The sequence below is a fragment of the Halomonas korlensis genome, from assembly GCF_900116705.1.
In the GTDB taxonomy this organism is placed as follows: Bacteria; Pseudomonadota; Gammaproteobacteria; order Pseudomonadales; family Halomonadaceae; genus Halomonas; species Halomonas korlensis.
This window is the reverse complement of sequence record NZ_FPBP01000001.1, coordinates 354,961-381,747: the sequence shown is the minus strand read 5'-3', so window position 1 is coordinate 381,747 and position 26,787 is coordinate 354,961. Positions and strand designations below refer to the sequence as shown.

At 61.1% G+C, this 26,787-nt stretch carries 23 protein-coding genes; 10 read left to right on the top strand and 13 right to left on the bottom strand.

All coding sequences use genetic code 11. From position 1 onward, the window contains the following. Window positions 1-426 precede the first annotated feature (426 nt). Window positions 427-882: a hypothetical protein gene (locus BM341_RS18905; protein WP_139232959.1), complete on the top strand. Its 456-nt coding sequence runs from the start codon at window positions 427-429 to the stop codon at window positions 880-882. On the opposite strand, the gene BM341_RS01765 is transcribed toward BM341_RS18905, so the two are convergent. The 6 genes from BM341_RS01765 to leuS form a co-directional block, all read right to left on the bottom strand. Continuing rightward, complete coding sequence (locus tag BM341_RS01765) at window positions 855-1,280, bottom strand: DUF488 domain-containing protein (RefSeq protein ID WP_089792300.1); 426 nt, start codon at window positions 1,278-1,280, stop codon at window positions 855-857. The two genes, BM341_RS18905 and BM341_RS01765, sit on opposite strands and share 28 nt — an antisense overlap. 10 nt (window positions 1,281-1,290) lie before the next feature. Then, a complete protein-coding gene (locus BM341_RS01760) occupies window positions 1,291-2,286 on the bottom strand; it encodes a PA2778 family cysteine peptidase (RefSeq protein ID WP_089792298.1) in 996 nt (331 codons plus the stop codon). Window positions 2,287-2,296: 10 nt separating this feature from the next. Beyond that, entirely contained in the window at window positions 2,297-2,695 is a 399-nt protein-coding gene (locus BM341_RS01755) for a PA2779 family protein (protein WP_089792685.1), read from the bottom strand. A 197-nt stretch (window positions 2,696-2,892) separates the two neighbouring features. Beyond that, window positions 2,893-3,951 carry a DNA polymerase III subunit delta gene (holA, locus tag BM341_RS01750; protein WP_089792296.1) on the bottom strand — a complete coding sequence of 353 codons (1,059 nt, stop codon included), beginning with the start codon at window positions 3,949-3,951 and terminating at the stop codon, window positions 2,893-2,895. A gap of 50 nt (window positions 3,952-4,001) precedes the next feature. Continuing rightward, the gene (locus tag BM341_RS01745) at window positions 4,002-4,490 is read right to left on the bottom strand and encodes an LPS-assembly lipoprotein LptE (RefSeq protein ID WP_089792294.1); all 489 of its coding nucleotides are present in this window, start codon (window positions 4,488-4,490) and stop codon (window positions 4,002-4,004) included. Window positions 4,491-4,543: 53 nt separating this feature from the next. Then, entirely contained in the window at window positions 4,544-7,126 is a 2,583-nt protein-coding gene (gene leuS, locus BM341_RS01740) for a leucine--tRNA ligase (protein ID WP_089792292.1), read from the bottom strand. Window positions 7,127-7,339: 213 nt separating this feature from the next. On the opposite strand from leuS, the gene BM341_RS01735 reads away from it, so the two are divergent. After that, a complete protein-coding gene (locus BM341_RS01735) occupies window positions 7,340-7,867 on the top strand; it encodes a zinc ribbon-containing protein (protein WP_089792290.1) in 528 nt (175 codons plus the stop codon). Window positions 7,868-7,964: 97 nt separating this feature from the next. Here BM341_RS01735 and BM341_RS01730 read toward each other — a convergent pair whose 3' ends face one another. The 4 genes from BM341_RS01730 to BM341_RS01715 all read right to left on the bottom strand — a co-directional run bounded on the left by BM341_RS01730 (window position 7,965) and on the right by BM341_RS01715 (window position 11,976). Continuing rightward, on the bottom strand, window positions 7,965-8,570 hold the full coding sequence (locus BM341_RS01730; RefSeq protein ID WP_089792288.1) for a sugar transferase: 606 nt from the start codon (window positions 8,568-8,570) through the stop codon (window positions 7,965-7,967). A gap of 34 nt (window positions 8,571-8,604) precedes the next feature. Next, a complete protein-coding gene (locus tag BM341_RS01725) occupies window positions 8,605-9,408 on the bottom strand; it encodes a GNAT family N-acetyltransferase (protein WP_175507770.1) in 804 nt (267 codons plus the stop codon). Between the two features lie 295 nt (window positions 9,409-9,703). After that, on the bottom strand, window positions 9,704-11,038 hold the full coding sequence (locus BM341_RS01720; protein ID WP_089792284.1) for a hypothetical protein: 1,335 nt from the start codon (window positions 11,036-11,038) through the stop codon (window positions 9,704-9,706). A gap of 35 nt (window positions 11,039-11,073) precedes the next feature. After that, on the bottom strand, window positions 11,074-11,976 hold the full coding sequence (locus tag BM341_RS01715) for a LysR family transcriptional regulator (protein WP_089792282.1): 903 nt from the start codon (window positions 11,974-11,976) through the stop codon (window positions 11,074-11,076). A gap of 189 nt (window positions 11,977-12,165) precedes the next feature. On the opposite strand from BM341_RS01715, the gene leuC reads away from it, so the two are divergent. The 6 genes from leuC to BM341_RS01685 all read left to right on the top strand — a co-directional run bounded on the left by leuC (window position 12,166) and on the right by BM341_RS01685 (window position 18,533). Then, entirely contained in the window at window positions 12,166-13,629 is a 1,464-nt protein-coding gene (gene leuC, locus BM341_RS01710; RefSeq protein WP_089792280.1) for a 3-isopropylmalate dehydratase large subunit, read from the top strand. A 3-nt stretch (window positions 13,630-13,632) separates the two neighbouring features. After that, window positions 13,633-14,280 (top strand): 3-isopropylmalate dehydratase small subunit, encoded by a 648-nt coding sequence (leuD, locus tag BM341_RS01705; protein ID WP_089792278.1) that lies wholly within the window; start codon window positions 13,633-13,635, stop codon window positions 14,278-14,280. A 26-nt stretch (window positions 14,281-14,306) separates the two neighbouring features. Further along, window positions 14,307-15,380 (top strand): 3-isopropylmalate dehydrogenase, encoded by a 1,074-nt coding sequence (leuB, locus tag BM341_RS01700; RefSeq protein ID WP_089792276.1) that lies wholly within the window; start codon window positions 14,307-14,309, stop codon window positions 15,378-15,380. A 133-nt stretch (window positions 15,381-15,513) separates the two neighbouring features. After that, complete coding sequence (locus tag BM341_RS01695; RefSeq protein WP_175507769.1) at window positions 15,514-15,990, top strand: lasso peptide biosynthesis B2 protein; 477 nt, start codon at window positions 15,514-15,516, stop codon at window positions 15,988-15,990. Further along, window positions 15,987-17,879 carry an asparagine synthase-related protein gene (locus BM341_RS01690; protein ID WP_089792272.1) on the top strand — a complete coding sequence of 631 codons (1,893 nt, stop codon included), beginning with the start codon at window positions 15,987-15,989 and terminating at the stop codon, window positions 17,877-17,879. Before BM341_RS01695 ends, BM341_RS01690 begins: the two co-directional genes overlap by 4 nt. Before the next feature lie 381 nt (window positions 17,880-18,260). Then, complete coding sequence (locus BM341_RS01685; RefSeq protein ID WP_175507768.1) at window positions 18,261-18,533, top strand: PqqD family peptide modification chaperone; 273 nt, start codon at window positions 18,261-18,263, stop codon at window positions 18,531-18,533. A gap of 42 nt (window positions 18,534-18,575) precedes the next feature. On the opposite strand, the gene BM341_RS01680 is transcribed toward BM341_RS01685, so the two are convergent. The 3 genes from BM341_RS01680 to BM341_RS18900 form a co-directional block, all read right to left on the bottom strand. After that, entirely contained in the window at window positions 18,576-20,324 is a 1,749-nt protein-coding gene (locus BM341_RS01680; protein WP_175507767.1) for an ABC transporter ATP-binding protein, read from the bottom strand. Between the two features lie 109 nt (window positions 20,325-20,433). Continuing rightward, on the bottom strand, window positions 20,434-21,636 hold the full coding sequence (locus tag BM341_RS01675) for a nucleotidyltransferase domain-containing protein (protein WP_175507766.1): 1,203 nt from the start codon (window positions 21,634-21,636) through the stop codon (window positions 20,434-20,436). Continuing rightward, entirely contained in the window at window positions 21,617-22,645 is a 1,029-nt protein-coding gene (locus tag BM341_RS18900; protein ID WP_139232956.1) for a phosphoenolpyruvate carboxykinase (ATP), read from the bottom strand. The genes BM341_RS01675 and BM341_RS18900 overlap by 20 nt, the downstream gene beginning before the upstream one ends. Before the next feature lie 182 nt (window positions 22,646-22,827). Between BM341_RS18900 and asd the strand changes: the two genes are divergently transcribed. Both asd and BM341_RS01655 read left to right on the top strand, forming a co-directional pair. Beyond that, window positions 22,828-23,940, top strand: a complete 1,113-nt coding sequence (gene asd, locus BM341_RS01660) for an aspartate-semialdehyde dehydrogenase (RefSeq protein WP_089792260.1) — start codon at window positions 22,828-22,830, stop codon at window positions 23,938-23,940. A gap of 275 nt (window positions 23,941-24,215) precedes the next feature. Continuing rightward, entirely contained in the window at window positions 24,216-26,786 is a 2,571-nt protein-coding gene (locus BM341_RS01655) for a FimV/HubP family polar landmark protein (protein ID WP_089792258.1), read from the top strand. The last annotated feature ends 1 nt before the right edge of the window (window position 26,787 follow it).

Genomic DNA, 26,787 nt, shown 5'->3' with positions numbered 1-26,787 from the left:
GACCGATGGAGCCACCCGCGCCCCTTCCAGCGTTTTACTCACTACCAAAGGAGTGGCGAGTTTCTACTCGCCCCGATTCCTGCGTGGGTCGGCTTGACTAACCACGGGGCATCGGAAGACCTCGCTTCTCACCTTTTAGCCGCCTGCTCCCTTTATTTAACCGCTTGTTCCCTCGCCGTTCGCTTTCCTCTCATCGTCTCCTCATCAATTCGCTAGGCTAGTTTTATGCGCTGGTCGATCAAAAAGCGCAAATTCAGAATTTGTGTTACTTTATGTATACGGCGAGTCCGTTTTGTAACGGCTAGGCTCCTGAAAGGTGGTTGTGGCGTTTTGTACTCCTGTCCGAGAACCTTTCAAGCCGTGATGTGTTGGGCTCATTAATGGTGGTCAGACAAATAATGCGGTGCAGCGATGAACAATATAACCATGACCGTACCTCCCATCGCCCGTTCGCCACGTGAGGTGCGCAGGGAAATGTTACGAGCGAACCGCTTCCTGGGAATCCATCAGGTATGGTGGGGAGGGCTTCTCGCGCCGCTTTTCTTCTACCTGATAGTGCAGCTGGGAGGTGGAGAATGGCAGTGGTGGTGGGGCATGGCCGCCTTCCTGTTGGCTTGGACATGTGTCGAACTCTGCTTCTTTCCACGGCGACTGGTAATACGCCAGTTGGCACTGGAGGAAAGCCATGCCGAGGCAGTCCGGCTGGCCTGGGCACACGACCTGGCGTTGCGCGATGTGGTCGCACCACGGCATCGTCGAGCAGGACTGTCGTCGCGGATGATCACGGCAGGGCGTGAGAGCTTCCGTTACATTCGTGGCAGGGCGCTCATCACAGGAATGCTTGATGTGTTCGGCTACTTACGAGGCAGGACACTCAGGTAACAAGGTGGTGAGGCCGATTCACGGTCGTCTGCATCTTCTTGCTGAAGTGCAGCGAGCAAGACCTCCTGCAGGATGGGTAAATGGGATGAATCAACATCCCGGGCCGCCGTCAGCAGCGTGAGCGGACCCAGTCGGGCATGGCGCATCAGCGGGATCAGGCAGTCAGGGCGATCGCGTAGCTCGCCTCGATAGCGAGCTGCGAAAACCCCATGACTGATGTCCTGCTGGTGATATTGACGACGCAGGGCGGGAGACGGGGAGGCGTCACGATACCAGTCGGTAAGCGCCAGGCTCTCGCGGCGCTTGCCACGCGGCCAGAGACGATCAACCAATACCCGAGCGCCATCGTCTGGTTCGGCAGGCCGGTAGATACGTTTCAGCATGATCCGATACGCCATCGAACGGCTCCTATAGTCTATTCAGTGCATCCTCGGCATGCGCTTGCCACTTGCCTGGCAGGTCGGCCGCTTGTTGTATCGCCCGCTGCGCTTGGCTGTTTTCACCCCTGGCGTGATGAAGGAGACCCAGATTCAGCCAACCTACGGCAAGATTCGGGTCGTTGGTCACGGCCTGTTTGAAGGCGTGAATGGCGCCCTCGTCATCGCCGACAGCATGACGGGCATTGCCGAGTGCAAAGTGGCCCATGGCAGTGCCGGGGAAACGTTCCACGATAGCATTCCAGGCGGGTAATGAAGCCTCGGCACCCTGAAGGCGTTCCCATGCCGTGGTCGCCTCTATGGCAGTATCTTCATTGATGGTTTCAGGCAGTTTTCCGGGAGCCAGGGTCACGAAGGCCCACCGATCACTGCGCGCCCAGGTCGCATCAAAACGCTTGAAGGACTCGATTCGCTGCGGTGTTTCCCCACTGTGCAGAATCAACTCCTCTGCCTCCAGGTCGAAGCCGATGGCGACCGCGTAATGCCAGAGTGGCCAGGCAGGCAGGGAAAGGTTCTGCATCACGACGACCGGCTGGCCGGCGGCAATTTCGGTCAGCAGCGTATCGAGATTGCCCTCGATCACGAAGGGAATGCGCCCATGTCGGCGAACCGTGGCCAGCATCTCCGGCTGCACACTGCCTTCGCGGCCGGGCAGGAATACCTGGGGAATCAGGGCATCGACTGATACCTCGACGCCCTGGGCATTGAGGACCATGGCAAGCGCCGCCGGGCCGCATTGATAGTCACGTTGGCCATGGAAGGGGACATCATCGAGCAATAGCCGCTCGGGTAGTCGCTGCTGCGTCGTTTCGGCCAGTTGCGGCGTGGCGGCACAGCCGGTCAACAGCAGCAAGATCAGACAAAGCCCTGCAAAGCGGAGCCGCGGAATTTTTCGTAGGCGCTTGCGCAAGACAAGAACGCCCGCAGCGCGGGCGTTCTCGACGTACCAGACTCGGCTTGTCAACATTGTGTCAGCTTCAGCGAGTGAAGGGGAAGACGTTAGTCAGGCCCAGGATATCGGTGACCAGCAGGATAATGAAGACCGCAAACAGCGCACCGACAACGCTGGCACCGGCGGGAAGCTCTTCAAGCTGGTCGGCCATCTGCGCGGCCTCGGCATCCGAGAGGGCGGCGACACGCGCCTCGACTTCCGCCGGGTCAACGCCCTGTGCCACCAGTTGCTCCTGGACATCATCGCGGGCGAGGATCGTGTGGATACGCTCACGATGGCTCTGTCCGCGCTCGGCACTCAATGCTTCCTCGGTGCTGATCAGGGTGGCTCCCGGCGTCGGCTGGCTGGCTGCCACCACGGGAAGGCTGCCAAGCACCAGCGCGGCGATGAGCAGCGGGCTCAGGAAACGGCAAATCTTCTTCATCATGAGGTTCATCCTTCTTTTTGGTTCGGCTTCCGGTTTCTCGATATGCCAGGCGTCGCGCTCAAGCGAGGCGAGAGGTGCGATGCTGGTTATGTCAGTATAGGCCAAAATGCCATGTGCTTTCATACCCTTGGCCCTCAACGTCAGGATCGAAACATCGAGCCGAGAGCCTGAGGCCGCTGCTCCCGAGGGAGCGATCAGCCGATGCGGTAGGAAGAGGGCAGCTCGGCCAACAGGCCGCGCCCTCCGGCGAGTGTCAGGGCAAGGTCATGCAGGCCGTCGTGGAGCGGCAAGGGCGAGGCGCCCTTGACGGCAAGATCGAGGCGCTGGGCGAACAGCAGCAGCTTATGCAAGCGCTTCGCGGGAAGCCGACCCAGTGCCTGCTGGTAGGCGGGACGCCGCTTGTCGAAGATCATCGGCTTCTGCGCCTTGCAGGCATGCTCGAAACTCTGTCCCTGGTCCATGTGTTGGTGCAGCGAGAGCAGGGTGCGCAGCTCGCGGGTCAATGCCCAGAGCATGATCGGTGGCTCGACGCCTTCCCCTCGTAATCCTTCGATGATGCGTGAGACCCGTACACGCTCACCCTTCAAGCAGGCCTCCACCAGGACGAAGACGTCGTAGCGGGCATTGTCTTCTACCCCCCCGACAATCTCCTGAGGCGTGACGCGTGCGCCGGGCGGCATCAGTAGGGCGAGCTTCTGTAGCTCCTGGTCGGCGGCCAACAGGTTGCCTTCGGTGCGCTCGGCGAGCAGGCGTGCGGCGCCGAGCTCCAGGTTGAGGCCATGGCGTTGGGCACGGTCGCGCAGCCAGAAGCCCAGGCGTGAGGCGTCCACCGGCCAGACCGGCACGAAAAGGCCGGCCTTGTCCAACGCCTGGAACCAGGCGCTCTTCTGCTGGCGAAAATCGAGTTTCCCCATGGCGATCAACAGCACATCCTCGCTGTCTTTCAGGCCATCGGCGTATTCCTTCAGGGCCTTGGCGCCTTCCTGGCCGAGACTGTTACCGTTGAGGCGCAGTTCGATCAGGCGACGCGAGGCAAATAGCGACAGGCTGGCCGCCGCCTCGGTGAGGCGCCCCCAGGCAAAATTGGCTTCCACGGGCAGGACATCGCGCTCTTCGATACCGGCGGAACGCGCGGCCTGACGCACGGCATCGCAGGCTTCCATATGCTGCAGCGGCTCGTCGCCGGCGACAATCACCACCGGTGGCAGCGTCTTCGCCAGCGCCTCGGGAAGCTTGTCGGCAAAGACCTTCATGGCCGCTCCTTCATGACTTTTTCTTCATGCTTTCTTCATGCTTTGGCGAATCATTCTTCGGCCAGGCTCCGCAGGCGATCCAGAAGCTGTTGTACGGCTTGCTGGCGCAGTTGCTGCATTGCCTCGTCGCGCAGGTCCTGATTGGAGAGAAGATTGTCCTCACTCACCGTGAAGCTGGTCGTCACCTCGAGGCGTTGCTGATCCAGCAGGTAGGTGCCATCACGGCGTTGCACCGAGAAGGGGACGGTGAGCTCAAGCTCGCGCTCCTGGGTCCCGCTGTCCAGCACGCCGAGTTGGCGTTCGCGGAACATTTCATTACCCAGGTTCAGCACTAGGTCAGCATCGTCATCGAGGCGCGTTCCTGCCGCCTCGAGCCGCTCGCCGGCAAGGCGCAAGAGCTCGCTGTCAGCCCCCGAAAGGGCGAGCGATTCCAAGGCGAGCATTGGACTTCCGACCCCACGCAGCCGAAAGCCACAGCCCGCGAGCACGAAAGTGCCACTTCCGGCCAGGATAAGGTTCAGGAAGGTGCGACGTTGCATGAGCGCTCTCCTTGAAGGCCATTCAGACCTTGGACGTCACCGGGAATCGCTTCTCAGCCAACGACGATATTGACCAGCTTGCCCGGCACCACGATGACCTTGCGAATGGTCTTGCCGTCGGTATGCCGCTTGACGTTCTCGGCGGCCAGTGCCTCGTTCTCGATGGCCGTCTTGTCGGCCTGGGCCGCGACCTCGATATGCGCGCGCAGCTTGCCGTTGACCTGCACGACCAGTTCGATGCTGTCGCGTACCAGCGCGGCGTCGTCGACCTGGGGCCAGGCGGCGTCGATCACCGGGTCGGCGTGTCCCAGTGTCTGCCATAGGGCGTGGCAGCCGTGCGGGGCAATCGGTGCCAACAGCAGCACGCTGGCCTCGATGGCCTCACGCACAACAGCCAGCCCCAGTGGCGAGCGATCCTCGAAGCGCCCCAGGGCGTTGGTCAGTTCCATAACGGCGGCGATCGCGGTGTTGAAGGTGGTACGCCGGCCGATGTCGTCGCCGGCCTTCTTGATGGTCTCGTGGGTCTTGCGACGCAGTTCTCGCTGGGACTCGTTGAGTGCTTCGACATCCAGAGCGCCGGGTTCTCCCGCCTCCAGATGCTCGGCGACTAGGCGCCACACGCGCTTGAGGAAACGGTGGGCACCTTCGACGCCGGAATCGGACCACTCGAGCGATTGCTCGGGCGGTGCGGCGAACATCATGAACAAGCGCACGGTATCGGCGCCGAAGCGGTCGATCATCGACTGGGGGTCGACGCCGTTGTTCTTCGACTTCGACATCTTCTCGATGCCGCCCATCGCGACCGGCTGACCGTCATTAATCAGCACGGCGCTGACCGGGCGGCCCTTGTCGTCGCGTTTGACCTCGACATCGGCAGGGTTGAACCACTGCTTGCCACCGTTATTGGCAGGACGATAAAAGGTCTCGGCGATCACCATGCCTTGGGTCAGCAGACGCTGGAAGGGCTCGTCGCTGTCGACCAGGCCGAAGTCGCGCATCAGCTTGTGGAAGAAGCGTGCGTAAAGCAGGTGCAGGATGGCGTGCTCGATGCCGCCGACGTAGAGATCCACCGGCAGCCAGTAATTGGCGCGCTCGTCGAGCATGGCATCGGGATTGTCCGCGCAGCAGAAGCGGGCGTAATACCAGGACGATTCCATGAAGGTGTCAAAGGTGTCGGTCTCGCGCGTCCAGCCGTCGCCCAGGTCAGAAAACGCCGGCATGCGCTTGAGCGGCGAGCCGGTGGCGTCGACGGTGACCTCCATGGGCAGCTCGACCGGCAACTCGTCATCGGTGAGCGGCACGGTCTGGCCTTCGGGACCGTATTTGACCGGGATCGGCGCGCCCCAGTAACGCTGACGCGCCACGCCCCAGTCGCGCAGGCGGAAATTAGTCTTGACCTCGCCGCGACCGAGCGACTCGAGCTTGGCGGCGATGGCATCGAAGGCGGCCTGGAAGGCGAGGCCGTCGAACTCGCCGGAATGGATCAGCGTGCCATGCTCGACATGGGCGCCTTGGGTAAGGTCCGGCGTCTGGCCGTGCTCGTCGGCGATCACCGCCTTGATGGGAATGTCGTATTTGGTGGCGAATTCCCAGTCGCGCTGATCGTGGCCCGGTACGGCCATCACCGCGCCGGTGCCGTATTCCATCAGCACGAAGTTAGCGACATAAACGGGCACTTCATCGCCGGTGAGAGGATGTACGGCCACATGCCCGGTGGGCATGCCTTTCTTTTCCATGGTGGCCAGCGCCGCCTCGGAGGTGCCGCCCTGGGCGCACTCTTCGAGAAAATCGGTCAATTCAACGTTGCCTTCGGCCGCTTGCTTCGCCAAGGGATGGCCGGCCGCCACCGCCAGGTAGGTCACGCCCATCAACGTATCGGGGCGGGTGGTGTAGACGTTGACCGGCGTGAGGGCATGGCCGTTGGCTTCCCGGATGTCGAACGTCATCTCCACGCCACGCGACTTGCCGATCCAGTTGCGCTGCATGGTCTTGACCTGCTCGGGCCAGTCGACCTTGTCCAGGTCCGTCAGCAGCTCCTCGGCGTAGTCGGTGATCTTGAGAAACCACAACGGAATTTCCTTGCGCTCGACCAGGGCGCCGGAGCGCCAGCCACGGCCCTCGATCACCTGCTCGTTGGCGAGCACCGTCTGGTCCACCGGGTCCCAGTTGACGGTCGACATCTTCTTGTAGACCAGCCCCTTCTCGACGAGCTTGGTGAAGAACCACTGCTCCCAGCGATAGTAGCTGCTGTCGCACGTGGCGAATTCCCGGCTCCAGTCGTAGGCGAAACCGAGGGCCTTCAACTGATTGCGCATGTAGTCGATGTTGTCGTAGGTCCACTTGGCCGGCGGCACCCGATTCTGGATCGCCGCATTCTCGGCCGGCATGCCGAAGGCGTCCCAGCCCATGGGCTGCATGACGTTCTTGCCCTGCATGCGTTGGTAGCGCGAGACCACGTCGCCGATGGTGTAGTTGCGCACGTGCCCCATGTGCAGCTTACCGCTGGGATAGGGGAACATCGACAGGCAATAGAAGGGTTCGCGCTCGGCGTCTTCCACGGCCTTGAAACACTGGTGAGTGTCCCAGAATTGCTGGGCGTCGCGTTCGATATCGTGGGGCTTGTACTGTGCGTCCATCGCTGTCAACGGGTACCTTGGAGTCATTGCAGCGCACCGGCGGGCTGCAGGAGTCTACGGATAAAGCCCGGCGGCTCAGTGCTGACCCGTGAAGCGTCAAGACATTGAACTGCCGAGAAGATGTAGTCTAAATGGTACGCAAGGATACCCCAGCACGGCAGGGTCCGGCTATGGCCGGCATCTGCCGCGCACCGCGACCGAAAGGAGAAGACCATGAAACGTGAGCAGGATTTACAGCACGAGCACCGCCTGCGCGAGAGTTACACGCGCATGCTTGGCCGGTTGCGAGAGGGTGCCCACGAGCTGACCTGGGAAAATCTGCAACAGGAGCTCGACGAGGCGGTGGAGTTCGAGGCCGAGCTCGAGGAATTCACCAAGGACGAGCTTTCGTTGCTGCGCGCCTGGGTGGAACGCGACCTCAAGGATATGCGTCGCTATCTCAGCGCCGGCGGTGAGGGGGTGGCGGCATGGCTGGGTATCGACCTGTCGGCGCTGTCACGCAAGGTCGTCGAGTCGCTGTTGTCGATTGCTGATCGCAGCAGCATTCAGCGCGAGCAGTTCGAGGAAGATCTAGAGGCGGCCCGCGCCGACTATTGCGAAGGCGAGATGGCAGCTCCCGGCCGGATGGCCTGCGTGCACTGCGAAGCCATCGTCGAGCTTCAGGGCGTGACACGCATCGAGCCGTGCCACCAGTGTGGCCACCGTTATTTCTATCGGGCATCGGATAGCGTGGAAGACTAGTCGGCAGGCCCCGGGTATCAGCCGTTTCGCGTGTATGGGAGCGACGCGTCTTCGCTCCCATCGAGCTGGCTAAGCTTATAGCGTTTTGCCACCCCTGTTATTTCGCCACGGTGTGCCAGATGTGTTTCAAATCCTCCGTGAGCGACCACTGGTGAACATAATGAAGGTTGATGCGCACCTTGTCTGGCCAGATAACATGACGGTTAAAGGTTTCAGGATCCGCGGTCTTCTCGAGCAGTTCTTCTTCATCACGATACTTGAGCGTGGCGGGACCCGTGATGCCGGGGCGTACGCGCAACAATAGCCGCTCCTCCCCCACCAGGTTGTCGGCAAAGCCTGTGACATCCGGCCGGGGGCCCACGAAGCTCATGTCGCCGATCAGTACATTCCAGAGCTGGGGCAGCTCGTCGATCTTGGTACGACGCAGCAGGCGACCGACCCGGGTGATCCGTGGATCGTTGGCGCGAGTCACGGTGGTATGGAGGCCGGGGCTGTCTCGCATGGTGCGTATCTTGACAAGCGTGAAGGGTTTTCCGCCCCGTCCGATCCGTCGTTGGGTGAAAAAGCCATTTCGCCCCGTGTTGAGGGTGGCCGCTAGCCAGGCCAGGGCAATGATCCACCAGGCCAACAATAGGCCGATGGCGGCAAGGGTAAAATCAAGTACCCTCTTCTTTCTCTGCGATGTGCGACGTAAGAGTTTCATGGGTCCTGCTCCAGTGACGTTGGGCTGGGATGAGTCAGTTGGCCAACGCGCGTTGCGATGTGCGATGTCGTTTGAAGGAACGGCGGATTGCTTCCTGCTTGAGCAGGATATTGACCTTCTGACAGAGCGGGCCCTGTGCTTGTGAAATGCGCTGACGGAAGGGGTAGAGGGCGAATACCACGGGAGACAACAACGGGAAGTAGACGACATGAAGGCGAGCATAGGCCTTGCGAAAGCCGAAGCGTTCGATCAGGAAGTCATGGATACCGGTGTTGTGGCTGATGCTCCGAGCGCCGTCCGAGACGTATCTCAGGCCTCGCTCGTTGAGGTAGTGCAGGTTCATCCGATAGATCAACGCGTAGGAAGCGTACTGTCTGAGCGAGTCGGGCGTTGACCAGATGGAAAGATAGAAACAGGCGTCATCCGACACCAGGTTTTCGCTGAACGCCACCATCTCGCCGCTCTGGCGGTGGCGCACGACCCAGAACTCGGTCTCAGCAGGCAGCGCCATGATGGCCTCGCAGAAGTCCTCACGTGTCATCATCGGCTCGAAGGTGTCGTAGCGCTCGTAAGCCTTGCAATAGACGGCATGCCCCGTCTCGAGGATCTGCTTGCGGGACGCTGGCTCGACGAGGAATCGCTTGTCGCCGCGGCGCACCTTGCTGCGCGTGTTGGCGCTCAGGGCCTCGAGTTCCTCGGGTTCCGATTTGATGACGTGCCACCACTCGGTCGGGGTTTCGCAGTCGAAATCAGATTCCCAGCGGATCAGATAGGCACGGTGGATCGCCAGGAGAACCATGGCCCTTGAGGGGCTGACGCCGGCATCACAATGGGGCATCGATAGAGGTAGCAACGTGCCAAGGTGCTTACGCCATAAAACCTCGTTGTTACGAAAGTACCGATATCCAATCATGAACGTCTCATACAGGTCGCTATAATCGTGACAAGGATGGGTGTGGCTCCCCATGACACGAAGCGTTACATATTTACACAGTCGGTGCCCCCTGAAAATTCTCGAATAACTTCAACCAAATGGCTTCGTTCTTTACGAAAAAAAAAGCAGGAAAGTGGACGGAAAAAGCTAAAAACCTAATCCGACTTTATAAGCCGCCTATGCTGCGCTGCCTTCGGCGTTATGCCAGCATTCCGAGAGGTTTCAGCAGCAGAATGGTCGTGATGACCAGCGCGGTCATGGCGAAGGCATAACCCAGGTTGGCGCACATCATTTGCTTGCCGCTGATGCCGTAGCGGCCTTGGAGCGAGAGATTGATGCCCGAGAGCGGGCCGACGGAGGTACCTACGGCCCAGGCTGCCAGGCCGACGAAGGCAAAGAGGGTCTGGCGGTCGGCCTCTAGATCGAGCATCGAGGCGAGCACCGAGACGCCAATGATGGGGTGCAGGCCCACCAGGGCGCTGGCGACAATGGCGAGAAAGCTCAGTACGGCTTCGAATGCCTCGAACTGGGCAAAAAGCCGCCAGCTGCTGTCGGTGGCGGCGTCGACGAAGGTCGATAACCCTTTGGTGAGCAGTCCCGCACAAAGAAAAAGCGTCAGCTCGCCGCGCATGGCGGGTAGACGCGTGATGGTGTGCTGGTGGAAGCGCTTGAGGGTCCAGGACACGCCTTGCGGAAGGTTGCTGGCAAGCGCCACGGCCGGCAGCAGGAAAGTGATGATGCTGACGATGGACAGCTTGGGCGTCAGGCCGTAATGAAACAGCATGACCAGTGCGGCCATGCTGACCGGCATCAACAGGCTGCGCGGAGACAGCGAGAAGCCCGCGACCTCATCGAGCGCATAACGTCGCGATAGCTCGAGAACGGTCAGCGCACCGGCTACCATCGCCAGCGGGAGACCCATCGCCAGTACCTGGGGATAGTGCATGTCCGGTGCGAGTGTCATCACCACGCCCATGGAGGCGAAGAACGGCGACCACAGCGCGGCACTGGAGAGCCCGCGATTGAGGGCCAGGTATTGCGGCATGCTCAAGGGCCCCTGTCGGGCCAGGCGGTCCCCGATCATGAAGACGGTCGACAGGTTGAGAATCGTACCCAGTAGATGAACACCAAGCCAGGTGCTGGCGATACCGCGCGCGCCGGTGATGGGCCGACCTAGCGGCCGAGAGCTGCCGCGACGCGCGCCTATCAAACCGACGAAGCTCACCCCAACCAGCATCGCGACGACAAAAGTATTGCCGTCGAGGATGCTCGGCCAGGCAATGTCAGCCTCATAATAGACATGAGCCGCCATCAACAGGGCCAAGCCGATCCCGGCGAGGACACCCGATTGGCGACGGGTGCGCGTGGGGAGGTCACGCCACAGCAGCAGAACCGCGAGCCAGAAAGCGTAGCTGACGGGTATCGACGAGACGTCGAGCTTGGTGAAACCGCTGATCTGCAACAGCAGCCCGGCGAAGATCAGACAACCGGCAACAGCCTGTCGTGCGGAGAGAGTGGCGGTAGTGGCAGGCACGAAGCGTTCTCCTGAAACAAAGCAGCCTAACCAATTCACGGTGACTGGCGCCACTCCCTGGCCTGCAATTCGCGGGCATTCTCGAGGCGTTCGAGCATGGCGCTGGCCGCATTGGAGAGCGTTCTGCTGCGGTGGACAAGATACCCCAGCGGCCGATGGATGGGGGGATGATCGACGGCCAGTTCGTGCAGATCGCCGGCCACCAGCCCTTCGGGCAACAGGCTCCAGCCGAGGCCAATGGCGGTCATCATCTTGAGGGTTTCCAGATAATTGGTGGAGAGCGCGACCGGCAATTTCAGGCCGGCGGCGGCGAACCTCGATTCGATCAGGCCCCGGGTAAAGGTCAGCTTGCCCGGCAATACCGCATCGAACTCGCACAGATCGTGGAGACTGGGTCGCTCGCTGGCGGCTAGTGGGTGGTCGTGTGCGCAGACAAAGCAGAGGCGGTCGATCCACACGGGAACGACGTTGAGATTCGGGTCGGGTGTCGGCGCCAGGGTCACCACGGCGATTTCCAGCTCACCATCGAGCACCCCTTGATACGCCTGCTCGGAATCCAGGAAATGCAGGTCCAGGCGTACCTCGGGGTGCTCGCGGGTGTAGGTCTTGAGCAGCGGTGGCAAGCGGTGCAGGCCGATATGGTGGCTGGTGGCCAGGGTCAGGCTGCCCGCCACGCCGCCGCTGAGGTTGCCGAGCGCCCGTCGGCTGTCGTCGACCATCACCAGGATCTGGCGGGCCCGAGGCAACAGCATGCGGCCCGCCTCGGTGAGCGTGACCCGGCGCCCGATGCGGTCGAACAGCCGGGCGTCGATCATGCCCTCAAGCGTCGCGATTCGCTTGCTGACTGCCGGCTGGGTCAGGTGCAGCTGTTCGGCGGCGCGTGAAAAGCTGCCCGTATCGGCCACGCAGAGGAAGGCCTGCAGGCTTTGGGTATCCATGATCGACTCTCCTTGGTGCCTACTTGCATTCCTTTTAGGAATCGCTTCCATAAATAACATGAATTGCATTTATGGGCACGTCGCGCAACACTGCTTTCACAACCAAGAGAGGCACCCGTGAGCGCCGAACGTTTCGACGTCTTCTCACCCTCTCGACGTCATAACAGGGCATGAGCCCAGGAGGAACACATGGCTGGCCAGACACTCTACGACAAGCTGTGGTCTCAGCACCTGGTCAAGGAACGCGGCGATGGTACCGCCTTGATCTACATCGACCGTCAGTTGTTGCATGAGGTGACGTCTCCGCAAGCCTTCGAAGGGCTGCGGCTGGCGGGACGTAAACCATGGCGGCTCGACGCCAACCTGGCGACCCCGGACCATAACGTGCCGACGACTCTCAAGGAGCGTGCCGAGGGTAACGCCGGCATCAAGGACCCGACGTCGCTGATACAGGTGCAGACCCTCGATGACAACTGCGTCGAGTTCGGCATCGAAGAATTCAAGATCAACGACCCACGCCAGGGCATCGTTCACGTGGTGGGGCCGGAGCAGGGCGCCACGCTGCCGGGGATGACCGTGGTTTGCGGCGACTCCCACACCGCCACCCACGGCGCCTTCGGCGCGTTGGCTCATGGCATCGGCACCTCGGAAGTCGAGCACGTGCTGGCGACCCAGTGCCTGCTGGCGCAGAAGATGAAGAACATGCAGGTCCGGGTGGAAGGCAAGCTCGGCACCGGCGTCACGTCCAAGGATATCGTGCTGGCGATCATCGGCCGTATCGGCACGGCGGGGGGCACCGGCTGTGCCATCGAGTTCGCCGGTAGCGCCATCCGCGACCTGTCCATGGAAGGCCGCATGACGGTCTGCAACATGGCCATCGAGGCCGGCGCACGGGTCGGGCTGATCGCCGTGGACGACACAACCATCGACTACCTGCGTGACCGCCATTACGCGCCCACCGCCGCGCAATGGGAGGCCGCCGTGGCGGACTGGAAGAACCTGGTCTCGGATGCCGATGCCCGTTTCGACAAGGTGGTGACCCTGGATGCAGCCGAAATCGAGCCCCAGGTCAGCTGGGGGACCAGTCCCGAGATGGTGACCGGTATTTCTGGTGAAGTGCCGGATCCGGCTGATTCTGCCGACGAGACTGTGCAGCGTGGCTACTCGCGTGCGCTCGACTACATGGGGCTGGCGCCTAAGCAGAAGATTACCGACATTCGCCTCGACAAGGTGTTCATCGGCTCCTGCACCAACTCGCGCATCGAGGATCTGCGTGAAGCCGCCAAGGTAGCCAAGGGCAAGAAGGTGGCCGACTCGATCATGCTTGCCATGGTCGTGCCGGGCTCCGGCCTGGTGAAGCGCCAGGCGGAGGCAGAAGGGTTGGACAGGATCTTCCTCGATGCCGGCTTCGAATGGCGTGAGCCCGGCTGCTCGATGTGCCTGGCGATGAACGCCGACAAGCTCGGCGCGGGCGAGCATTGCGCGTCCACCTCGAACCGCAATTTCGAGGGCCGCCAGGGGTATGGCGGACGGACTCACCTGGTCAGCCCCGCCATGGCCGCCGCGGCGGCGATCGCCGGGCATTTTGTCGATGTCCGCGGGCTGGGTAACGATGGTGCCGCCAACGACCCCACCCATGTCCAGGAGGCGTGAGCCATGAAGAAATTCGATCGTCATGAAGGACTCGTGGCCCCGCTCGACCGGGCCAATGTCGATACCGATCTGATCATTCCCAAGCAGTTTCTGAAGTCGATCAAGCGCACCGGCTTTGGCGTCAACCTGTTCGACGAATTGCGCTACCTGGATGAAGGCGAGCCCGGCCAGGATGCCAGCCAGCGCCCGCTCAATTCTGATTTCGTGCTCAACCAGCCGCGTTACCAGGGTGCCAGCATCTTGCTGACAAGGCGCAACTTCGGCTGCGGAAGCTCGCGGGAGCACGCGCCTTGGGCGCTGGAGGATTTCGGTTTCCGCGCCGTGATCGCCCCGAGCTTTGCCGATATCTTCTATAACAATGCCTTCAAGAACGGCCTGCTGTTGATCCCGCTCGCCGAAGACACGGTCGACCGACTGTTCGCCGAGGTGGCGGCAAGCGAAGGCTATCGGCTCGATGTGGACCTGGAAAACCAGCGTGTGACCACACCGTCGGGGGAAATCATCGAGTTCGAGGTGGATGCCTTCCGCAAGCAGTGCCTGCTCGAGGGGCTGGATGACATCGGTATTACCCTCAAGGATGAAGCGGCCATTCGTTCGTTCCAGGATAAGCATCGCGCGGCGCGCCCCTGGTTGTTCCGCGACAGCGCCTGAGGGCTGAAGACCACAAGGACACAAAGATGACACGCAAGATTCTGGTATTGCCGGGTGATGGCATCGGCCCGGAAATTACCGCTCAGGCGAGCCGGGTGCTGGCGGCCTGTCAGGCGCGCGGCCTGGATATCGAGGTCGAGGAGGCGCTGGTCGGTGGCGCCGCTTATGACGCCTTCGGTGAGCCGCTGCCCGCCGCCACGCTCGACAAGGCCAGGGGGGCGGATGCCATCCTGCTCGGTGCCGTAGGGGGTCCCCAGTGGGATACCATCGAGGATCTCGCCAAGCGCCCGGAGAAAGGGCTTCTGGGGTTGCGCAAGAACCTGGGGCTGTTTGCCAACCTGCGCCCCGCCATCCTCTATCCTCAATTGGCCGAGGCGTCGAGCCTCAAGCCCGAGATCGTCTCGGGGCTCGACATCATGATCGTCCGCGAGCTGACCGGCGGTATCTATTTCGGCCAACCGCGCGGTATCGAGGAGCGTGAGGGGGAGCGCGTTGGCTTCAACACCTACGTCTACTCGGAGAGCGAGATCGAGCGCATCGGCCGCGTGGCCTTCGAGATGGCCCAAAAGCGTGGCAAGAAGCTCTGCTCGGTCGACAAGGCCAATGTACTCGAGGTCACCATCCTCTGGCGCGAGGTGATGGAGCGCCTGGCGCCTGAATACCCGGATGTCGAACTCTCTCACATGTATGTCGACAACGCCGCGATGCAACTGGTGCGTGCGCCCAAACAGTTCGATGTGGTGGTCACCGGCAACATGTTCGGCGACATTCTCTCGGATGCGGCGGCCATGCTCACCGGCTCTATCGGCATGTTGCCTTCGGCCTCGCTGAACGAGAGCGGCCAGGGCATGTATGAACCCTGCCACGGCAGTGCACCGGATATCGCCGGTCAGAATCTCGCCAACCCCTTGGCCACCATTCTTTCCGTGGCGATGATGCTGCGCTACTCGCTGGGCGAGGCTGCGCTTGCCGGGCGCATCGAGGCCGCCGTTGGCAAGGTGCTGGATGACGGCCTGCGCACGGCCGATATCGCCTCGGCGGGCAAGAAGATGGTCTCGACGTCCGAGATGGGCGACGCAGTGCTTACTGCCTTCGAGTGACTGTGAACTCTTCGTGGTGGAGGGTTAATCAAAACCTGTTCGATGAGCACTGAAGGATATGGCAGAAGCCCGGATTCTCTCGGCTATGAGGGAACGGACCACATCGACAGTTGTGCAGGGGAGATGGGACCTCGTGAAGACACTCTGCCGATTCGTGCAGTTGCCCTGGTCTCGAAAGGTCTTGTTGCTGGAGGCTGCTGGCTGGCTGGCGCTGGCCTGGCTGTTGGTCCGAACCATGCCATTCCGGGTCTGGTCGCGCTGGCTGGGCACCCAGTCGTCAGGGGAGGTTGACCTCGTTGGTGTCGAGCGCGACCCTCGGGTGCGAGACATCTGCCTGGCGATCACCTCTATCAGTGCGCGGCTGGGCGACCGGCTCACCTGCCTTATGCTGGCCATGGCGGCCCAGTGGATGCTCAGCCGGCGAGAGATCTCCAGCAGCCTGGTGCTGGGTACCCGCACCGAGCAGGATGCGCAGAAGCGACTCGTCATCAAGGCACACGCCTGGGTCAGGGTCGGCTCGGGTGTCGTGCTGGGTCATCATGAGGAAGGCTACATTCCGATCTCCAGCTTTGTTCGCTACCACCCCTCGCCAGAGCGGCAAGCTGAGTGAGTGCAATCCTGGGGCGCGTTCACTTTGCCGGCGAAGCGGTCGACCCCGAGGCCTTCGGCCCGGCACTGGCCACCCTCGACCACTACGGCCGGGAGGGCGCGAGTCTGTGGGTCGAGGGGCCCGTTGCGTTCGGCTTCCAGCGTCTTGATATCGCCCCCACGTCGGTGCATGAAAACCAGCCGCTGGTAGTCGGACATCTGCTGATCGTTGCCGATGTGATCCTCGACAACCGCGAGTCGCTGTGTGATCAGCTCGCGATCGAGGCGCGCTGGCGCGCGCAGATGCCTGATAGCCGGCTCCTGCTGCACGCCTACCGTCGCTGGGGGCGGGAGTGTGTGGAGCGGCTCGTAGGCGACTTTGCCTTCGCCATCTGGGATGCCCGCGAGCAGGTGCTGTTCTGTGCCCGTGACCATATCGGTTCGCGTCCGCTTTATTACTGCCGGGCCGGCGAGCGCTTCCTGTTCGCGACCGATATCCGCGCCATTTACGCCTTCCGCGACCTTTCCCTGGCGATCGATGAATCCCGAGTCGCGAGCTTTCTGCTCTGGCCCCATGACGCCAGTGAGGCGAGATTCTTTCAGAGGGTTCAACCCTTGGCGCCCGGTCACTGGCTCAGGGTGGATCGTCATGGCGTGACGCCTCAGGCCTACTGGCACCCCATGGAGGCGCCGAGCATTCGCTATTCAAGGCGCGAAGAATATACCGAGCATTTCAGGGAGTTGCTGGAACTGGCCGTCGGTGACCGGCTGAACACCCGCTACCCGGTGGGCTCGCACCTGAGCGGTGGCCTGGACTCCACGGGCGTGACGATCCTGGCGAGTCAGCGTATGCGGGCAGGCGGTGGGCAACTGGACATGAGTTACAGCTGGTCCCCCCCCGTGTCGGCGCATTACCCGCTGGCGGATAGTCATCGCGACGAGCGACGTGTGATAGATGATATCTGCCGACGAGAGGGTATCCGGTGTCAATACGGAACCACTACCGGCCGAGAATACCGGGACTATCTGGCCCGGGACATCGCCCTGGATGGCACCACCGACCTCTTCGAAGAGTGGGGCGTAATGCGCCAGGCCGCTCGTCGCGGCACCCGAGTGATGCTGTCGGGTTGGGGTGGCGATGAGTCGGCTACCTTCGGTGTGCGGGGGTACCCCGGCTATCTATTGAAACGTGGCCAGTGGTTGCGACTCCTAGCCATTGCGCGCACGGCGGCCGGGGGATTTCGCCATCCCAGAAAGCTGGCCAGGTTTCTGTGGCAGGAGGGCTTGCTGACCTTTCTCCCGGATGCGCTATACGCCCGTCATAGTCCCTACCTGCGGCCCGATCAGCTGGAGCCGTTCTATCGACCCGACTTCATCGCAAGGTTCCCCAGGGCGAGAGACCAACGCATGCCGGCATGGCGTGAGTACCCCGATCCCATTGGCATGCAGGCGCTGCTGCTACAGAACGGCCACCTGGCGAGCCGCATGTCGACCTGGGCGCATTGGGCAGCCGAAAATGGCATGGTCTACCGCTATCCCCTGACCGACCAGCGCCTGCTGCGCTTTACCATGGGGCTCCCTCCCGAGTTGTTATGGCACCAGGGACAGGCCCGCAGCCTGTACCGGGATGCGTTCGGTAGCCTGCTTCCCCGGCAGCTCGGCAAGAATGATAACGCCAACGAAAAGAAGCGTATGAATATCCGCACCGAGTGCTGGCAAATCCTGGCGGAGGAGGCGGCGAAAGGGCGGTTCCAGCATGATTGTGACTGGCTGGACATGGCGGCCCTGCAGGCCCGACTGCGGGATGCCCCCCCACAAATGACTTCTACCCCGGAGATGCTGCGGTTTCTTCCCCTCTGTTCGGCCCTTCAAGCCTGGTATCTTTGGCAGCGCTACGTCTTCACTCGCTGAGACTTCGCTCTGACATGCTATTGATCTACTATACAAGTGTGATTGAGTTTGGCTTGACTTAGTTCCGGTTGTGAATAACGCTTTAAGGATCTATGCAGTAAAGAAAACGGACGCTTTGATAGATTTACTTTATGGAGTGGTTGCTTATGGATAATTCGTCAATGACCAAGCGAGATGATCGGCAGAAAAGCGAGTGGGTGACGCCCGAGCTTACACGCATGGGCATTGAGCAGACCCTAACGGGAAGGATTGACAATCCTTCCGAAACCATGTCGGGTAATCCTAGTGGGAATGTTCCGGGATCGGGCGGTTCCTGAGTCAACTTTTCGTCCATGGATCATGGAGTCCTTGAAGTTGATGTGCATGGACAAAAGGTATTTTATGAACCGCAGTACTCTGGTGAAACGTCATCCCTCGCTTTTGTCGTCGAGTGTGGATGATGACTTGGTTCTGTTTAGTGCTGAACAAGGCATGTATTACGGAACCCAGGCGGTGGGAAGACGCATCTGGACGCTGATCGAAGATGAGGTCAGCGTCGCCGAGGTCTGCGACAAACTCCTCGATGAGTTCTCGGTAGATCGCGTGACCTGTGAGCGCGAAGTCTTGCAATTCGTCGAGCAACTCGCGAATGAGGGCATGGTCACGGTCCGCTGATCTTGCAAGCCCCTCACTGCATCCAGGTCATCCTCGTTTCACTCACGCCCTCACTTCGCGATCCCTCACTTCGCGATAGTGGTGGGCTTGCTGGGTGAAAAGCCGACAGTAAATCCCGCCGTGTCTGATCAACTCATCGTGACTTCCTGACTCGCGTATCATTCCTTGGTCAAGCACATAGATATAATCTGCCATCCGCACGGTCGAGAGTCGGTGGCTGATCACCAGTGCAGCTCGGTGATTGATTCGTTCACGGAAGTTCTCGAACAGTTCGAACTCCGCTCCAGGGTCGAGCGCGCTGGTCGGCTCGTCCAGAATAATCACGCTGGACTGGCGCATGAAGGCGCGAGCCAGAGCGACCTTCTGCCATTGGCCGAGGCTGATTTCCTGCCCATCGTCAAACATACGCGTCAGGAGGGTATCGTATCCGGCCGAGAGCCCCTCAATGAAGGGATCGGCGCCGGCCTTGATCGCAGCTGTCTTGATCGATGGCGTACCGACGGGCTGCAGAATGTCCCCAAAGCGGATGTTCTCGCTCACGGAGGCGGCATAGTGCGAATAGTCCTGGAAGATCACGCTGAACAGGCGGCGGTAGTCTTCCAGGCTGTAGTCGCGAATGTCTACGCCATCCAGGGTGATCCGGCCCGCCGTGGGATCGTAGAGTCGGCAGAGCAGCTTGATCAGCGAGGTCTTGCCGGAGCCGTTGGCGCCGACCAGGGCCACGATCTGGCCAGGGCGAATGGTTAAGTCGATCTGGCTCAGTACGGGCGCTTTCGTGCCGGGATAACAGAAGCTCACCTGTTCGAAATGAATGCCTTCCTGTGGCGGTTCGGAGACCGTTACGGGGTTCACCGGTTCGGCGATCTCCGGTCGTATATCCATGAACTCGAACAGCAGCCCCATATAGAGATGATCCTCGTACAGCTTGGAGAGCTGCTGGACCAGTTCCTGGCCCATGGTCTGGGCCCGTTGGAAGATCAACAGGAAAAGCACCAGGTCACCGATACTGTTGTGTCCTTCTGCCGTCTGCCAGGCCAGGAACGCCAGAGCACCGAAGAAGGCGATAGTGGCAACGCTGCCCACGAGCACCTCGACGCGTGTGCGTCGCTGGGTAATGTGCATGCGTTCGCGGCGAATCCGGCCACGTAGCTCAGAATATTGCTCCCTCAGAAAGTCTCCCAGTTGAAGGAGGCGCAGCTCCTTGGCGTGGAGATCCGACGTCATTAGCCAGTCGAGATAGCTGGCCCGACGCTCCATCTGGGTTCGGTGTCGCTGCCAGTCATACAGTTGGCGGGTGAAGTGCAGCCGGACCAGCAGTGCCGGTACGATGGCGATCATCAGTACCGGCAGCACCAGCCAGTTGATAGAGAGGATCAGAACCACGATGGCCGTTAGCATGACGCAGTTCTTGATCAGCATCATCACGTTGACGACGACCTGAGCCGGGCGCTGATTGCCGGCTTCGCGAGCTCGCTCAAGTGTGTCGAAATAACGGGGGCTTTCGTAGAAGGCGAGGTCGGCGCGCACCGCCCGCTCATGGATTTGCCGATCAATATGATCGGCTACCAGAAGTGACTGAGCTTCCCTTGCCAGGTTTGCCAAGGCGCGAGAAGTCATGAATGCCAGAGTTGCAGCACCGGTCAGCGCCACGTATCCGATCACCGATACAAAGTCTTGGCTAGCGGCCTCCTCGCCGAGAAGCTCGGTGACGACATCGACCATCTGCTTGAGCAGGTACAGCACGGCAAGGCCGAAACCGATTTCCAGAACCAGCAGGATGGTGCTCAGCAATGTCCATTTTCGGCTGCTTGCCCAGAGAAGCGGGAAAATGCGACGCAGAGTGCGAAGCGGATGGAAAATTCTTTGCATCTTCAGCATGGGCGGAAGGGGAGCGTCAGATTCATGGTCGAGGCTCAGAAGGTGTGAACAGCTTGATCAGCACGCGCCACGGGCGAATAACGTAATACAGCCATTGCCAACGAGGCGGCAGCGGCACGAATTGATAATCGGTATAGGTGGGCATGAGCGGCACAAACGGGCTTCGGAGGCGATAGGCCAGCCAATAGGAAGCCGTGGACTGCCAAGAAAAAGCAAAATCCGGCGTGGGACGGGTGTGTCGCAATGCCAATTCGGCTTCGTGTCCCCCTTGCAGGGTAGCCAGGCAGGCATTGAGGAGGCTTCTGCCATTCTCGCCCAGTCCATGAGTGAGTGCCGGTTCGGGCTGGGCAAGAGCATGATAGAGCTCCATGCTGGCCGCGACAGACGTCGTCAGGCCATGTTTTTCGGCGCAGGCATAGGCGTCATCGAGGTCGAAATCCGAGTGGCGTTGAATTGCATCCAGATCGACCAGCCAGTGAAGGTGTGACCAGTAATGGCGAGTGTGGTGTAGGCAGATATACACGAAGAGTTCGCTTGTCGGCATTGTCCATAGCACCGTGTCGCCGAATGGCAGGGGTTTACGAGCCTCGAGGAGCGCATCGGTGCGGTAGAGTTTGCCCTCCTTGTCCAGTTGCTTGTGGAGTTCGATCTCGACGCCCTTGGGAGAGATGAGGGTGATGACCGGCTGAGTGCGCACGGCGAAGTCCAGGCTGCCTCTGTCGGACGCCAGCTGTTTTGGATTGTGTGCCTGGTAGTTGCGCTGCAACGCTGCCTCGAGCAGGTCGACAGCCTTGTCACAGGGCACCAAAAGATCGATATCGCGGCAAAAGCGTATGGCCGGGTCATCATAGTAGCGGGCAGCCAACGAAGGCCCCTTGAAGAAAAGGTAAGGAATTTCCAGAGGGTCCAGAAGCTCGCGAACAAGACGCTGCTGTTCGGCAATAACGTGTAGATTATGCTGCAGGATTTGCAGGCATTGGCTCCGCATTAGTGCTGCGTCTTGCGATGACAGGGAGGGCGGGCTGAGGTGTCGCAGATGTCGATAGACCAAGGGCAGCACGAACTGTTGCTTGGCTTGTCGTGTCACTTCCGCCCAGTCGTCGATTCGTGAGCACAGTGCCATGGCATATTGCTGCTGGGGCACCGAGAGCTCGAGCCTGGCGAGCAATATCAATAATCGGAGCGTTGAGTCCAGCGAGAAAGGCTCAGTCGTCATGTCTTGCATCAGCATGAATCCGTTGTAGCAGCGGGGCAAGGCTCTGCTCCATGCGCTCCAGCGACCAGGGTCGCCGGTAGCGATAGACCCTGATTTGCCGCGCGAGGTCAGCGCCGTACTGCATCAGTCTGGCGGGTCCATTGAAGCGTTGCCCCCACTCCGGCAGGTACAGGGCCGACATCACGATCCTGAATGCCTCGACGCCCTCGATGGCCTCGACGCAGGCCTCTTCATCGGCAGAGCCCCTTTCCAGCATCACGAGCACCCTCAATGGCTCGATGTCCGTCTTGAAGCCCTGATGCTGATTCAGGTGAAACTTGTCTGTGCGTGTCAGGTCTCGGATCAGGCCCTGGCGCTCGATACTCAGGCGCTCCAGCGCGTCTTTCCATAATTTGAGACGCCGTGGCCCTGGATAAAGAGTGGGGAGCCCCTCTTCGGGCTTGATCACTCCCACATCGTCGCTGACCAACTTCCAGCCGTACTGATAATGCAGCCAGGCGGCGAGCGTTGACTTGCCTGCTCCGGAGTTTCCCGTAAACCCCCAGATACCAGAGGGCGTCTCTACAGCGCTGATATGGAGGGGCATCCAGTGCCTCTGGTGCAGCAGTGCACCCAAGGCGGTTCCCAGCAAATAGACACGCAGGTCCCTCTCGTTGGTTGTCGAGCCCCGAGCGAGCCTCAGGCGGCGATCGACACTGATGTGCTTGCCTTGCTCGACGCGAAAGCGAGCAATGCCTTCAAGGAGAAATTGGCAACGGTCGTTGGTGCTCTCAAGCCAGGGCGTGCTGAACCCTGCACCTTCAAGATGATCTGCCACGTTCCCGATACGAATCAAAATGTCGGGGCTTGCTACCGGCGGCAGCGTTTCGAGCTCGGGAAGCGCAAGCTGTGAGGCGATCGTCAGTCCATAGATGGTGTAGTAACGGAATGAAGGAGAAGCAGGTATAGCTTGGCGTCTTTCCGGCGCAGCCGGTAATGGCGGAATGTTCTGTGTAAGTCGATCTCTAACGCCCGGCATGATCGGTCTCCACCTTAGCTAAGTCCCTTTTGTTACTATAATGTAACGCTATGTCCGTGTGACCAAGCATGAAAACGGTAAGCCCTAATCAGAGGTGGGCTGGTGCTCTCGACTCCCCCGCCTGCCAGGTGGGGGCGGCTCATGTATAATACGCCTCACATTCAGTTGTGGGAGGACTTCACATGTTGAAAGTCGGTTTCATCGGTTGGCGCGGCATGGTGGGCTCAGTGCTCATGCAGCGCATGCTCGACGATGGCGATTTCAAGGGCATCGAGCCGATCTTTTTCACCACTTCTCAGGTAGGCCAAGCCGGCCCCGACGTCGGCGTCGACGTGCCTCCGCTCCAGGATGCCTTTGACATCGAGTCGCTCAAGGCGCTGGATGTCGTGATCACCTGCCAAGGCGGTGATTACACCGAGAAGGTCTATGGCGACCTGCGCCAGAGCGGCTGGAAAGGTTACTGGATCGATGCCGCCAGCACCCTGCGCATGGACGAGGCGGCCACCATCGTACTGGACCCGGTCAATCGCGATGTCATCGATGCGCAGCTGGCCCGGGGCGCCAGAACCTTCGTTGGCGGCAATTGCACCGTGAGCCTGATGCTGATGGGGCTGGGTGGGCTGTTCGAAGCGGACATGATCGAGTGGATGACCTCCATGACTTATCAGGCCGCTTCCGGTTCCGGTGCCAAGCACATGCGTGAACTGCTCAACCAGATGGGTGGCCTGCGCGACAGCGTGACGACCGAACTGGCCGACCCTGCGAGCGCCATCCTCGATATCGATCGTAAGGTTACCGCCGCGATGCGCGCGGGCGAATTCCCGATTGACAACTTCGCCGCCCCCCTGGCCGGCAGCCTGTTGCCGTGGATCGACAAGCCCATGGAAAGCGGCCAGAGCAAGGAGGAGTGGAAGGCCTCGGTCGAGACCAACAAGATTCTGGGGCTTCAGGACAACCCGATTCCGATCGACGGCCTCTGTGTGCGCATCGGCGCCATGCGCTCCCATAGCCAGGCGTTTACCATCAAGCTGCGCCGTGACGTGCCGATCGACGAGATCGAGGATCGTCTGGCCCGGCACAATGATTGGGTCAAGGTGATTCCCAACGACAAGGACGCGACCATTGAGGGTCTGACGCCGTCTGCCGTGACCGGCACGCTGAATGTCCCGGTAGGCCGCTTGCGCAAGCTGGCCATGGGCGGTGACTACCTTACTGCCTTCACTGTCGGCGACCAGCTGCTGTGGGGGGCCGCCGAGCCGCTCAAGCGGATGCTGAGGATTCTGCGCGAACAGTAAATCCGGTCATATGAATCAGCGGGGCGCTCCCATTGGGAGTCGCCCCGTTTTTTCGCCCATAGATTCGGATTCGCCTCGTCACTTAGCAATGAGGTACGTTGAAAGAATGAGATACAGCCATGCTATAAGGTGACAACATACTCAGACACGATGTTTAACAATACGATAGTTAGCTATGCCAAAGAAAATAATTAGGCAGTGACCAGAAAATCAGTTTAGAACGGCTTCAAGAGGTAGCCGACGATAGACGCTGCCGAGGAACGCAAGGGAGATCGATGAAACACAAGCTGACTCTCGCGATGCTGATTTCGCTATCCGCGACCAGCCACCCGGTGATGGCCCTGGGGGTGGGGGACGTTGAGGTGCGCTCGACGCTCAATACTCCTCTTAGAGCCAGCATTCCCCTGACCGATACGGCGGACCTTGAGCCTGAGCTGATCAAGGCCTCGATTGCCGACGTACGAGCCTACGCAACCGCGGGCCTGGAGCGGACTCCGCTGGCGGCGAGTGTGCGTCTGGACGTCTCGGAGCGCGAGGGCAGGCTAATGCTTGACATGACCAGTGAACGAGCCATTCACGAGCCTTGGCTGGACCTGCTGCTGCGCTTCGATTGGCCCAGTGGGCAGCAGCTGCGTGAGGTCACGCTGCTGTTGGACCCGCCGGACTATGACAGCATGCCGGCGCTGGTGATGGGGGGAGCGAACGTGGCGCGATCTTCCAGCGCGCCATCGTCGACCGTCGATTCGGTGCCAGCGGCACGTGCCGTATCGCCGTCTTCTCGGTTTGACGCTTCCGATAACGCGGCCCGCGTCAGCAGTGGCGACACCCTCTGGTCGGTGGCAGGCCGCCTACGCCCGGACAGTGGCATCAGCATGGATCAGATGATGGTCGCGCTGGTTGAAGCGAATCCCCGGGTCTTTCCTTCGGATAACATCAATGCCATGCGCGCCGGCTCCATACTGGTAGTGCCCTCGCGCGATGCTCTTGCGTCGCGTACCGCGGCCGAAGCGCAGCGCATCGTAGCGTCGATGAATCAGGCCTGGGCGAACCGTGGCAATGGTGACCCGGCGCGCGTATCCATGGGCAGTCCTCAAGCCGCCGGGGAGGTGGCGCTCGCGAGTGCATCGGCGTCGCCCGCGTCCGATGGGACGACGAGAGCCGAGGAACCCGCGGGCGAAAATGGTGCCAGCGCCGCTGATGTTGCCGAATCGACGACAGAGCCCGCCGCGTCGAATGGTCAGAGTGCACGTCTGACGCTGTTGACCGATGCGCAGGCGGCCGCCTCGCGTATCAGCGCCATCGCGCCGGAGGGGGCGGGCAGCGGTGGAGGAGAGGATAAGCGCGGGCCGGCAGGCGAGCCTGTTCTCGGCGCTGGTGACAAGCAGGTCGTGATCGCACCGGAAGTGCTGCAGGCGCTCTTCGGTGAAAGTAAGATGACGCGCGATGCCCGTCTGCTGCGCCTCGAGAGGCGGTGGATGGAAAGCCGAGATGCGTTGGAAGCTGTGCGTGCCGAACGCGACGCGCTTCAGGCATCGCTTGGCGACATGCGTGCCGAACTCGATGCCATGCGGGACCGGCTGGCCACCCTGAGTGCTGGTGGCCAAGGTATCCATGCACCGGGACCCGGTGGTGTCGTGCCTTCTACCGGCGAAGCGAACCAAGCGGCAGACGCGCCCTGGTGGGGTGCCGTCTACGAGGCAGAGACGAACCCGTCGCTGGTAGTGGGAGGTGCCGGCCTTGCAGTCTTGTTGGCACTCTGGGCATTGGTGCGTCATCGTCGCCGGCATGGCCGGACCGAGGCGTATACCTTCGGTAATATCCCGGCTGTCGGGTCGCAGGGCGCTGGAACAGCCAGGCCCGACGCGGTCGGCGGCCAGGAGGAGCCGGCCGCGCCGGTGCGAGCGTCCATGCCACAGGCTGAGGCGATCAATGAAGCGGATATCTTCATTGCCTATGGGCGTTTCGACCAGGCGCGTGAGTTGCTGGAAGCCAGTCTCGACAAGGAGCCGGACCGTGACGACCTGCGCCTCAAGCTGCTGATGGTGCATCTGGAGCAGGGTAACCGGCAAGACGCCAATCGCCAGGCCGAGCACTTGGAGGCAAGAGCCGACCCGGCCATACAGGCGGAAGTCGCCAGAGTAATGAGCCGGCTTGGCGAGGTCTCGCCACTCGCCGCCGACCACGGCGACCCACTCGCCCCGGAAGATAGCCAACCGGAAGATGATAGCCAAACTGCCAAGGTAGAGACCCAAGCGACGCCTGGCGAGACGCCAGGACCAGAAGATGCCAAGGAAACTGATGAGGCGCTGATCGATGCGCCAGTCGAGACAGTAGAAGAGGCCAGGAGGGAGAGTGAGGCCAAGGTAGAGAGTGAGGTTAAGGTGGGCGGCGAGAGTAGTGACGCGTCGGGCGCCCCAGCGCCTGAGCTGAACTCTCGGGAAGCCGAACAGGGTCGGGACATCATCGACTACCAGCCGCCGGCACTGGACCCCGCTCCAGCGGCTCGACAGGAGACGCCGATGCAGCCCAGCATCGAATTCACCTCCTCCTTCGAGGCGCCATCCCGCACTCCCGAGCCTGTTGGGGCGGGGTCCTCGTCAAGCGGGACCTTCTTCGGCGGCGTCCGGTCGAATGATTGGGACGTCGAGGAGGTGGCCTTCCCGCCTCTCGATCAGGATAATAGCTCTCCTTCCGCTGGCGCTGCTTCTGCACTCGGCGAGGCTCGAGAGCTGTTGCAGGCGGGCGACGTCAAGCAGGCACGCTCGCTGTTGATGGATCTGGCCGCCGATGATGATGCGACGACGCGGGAGGAGGCGCAATCGCTGCTCACCCGACACGACCTTTGAA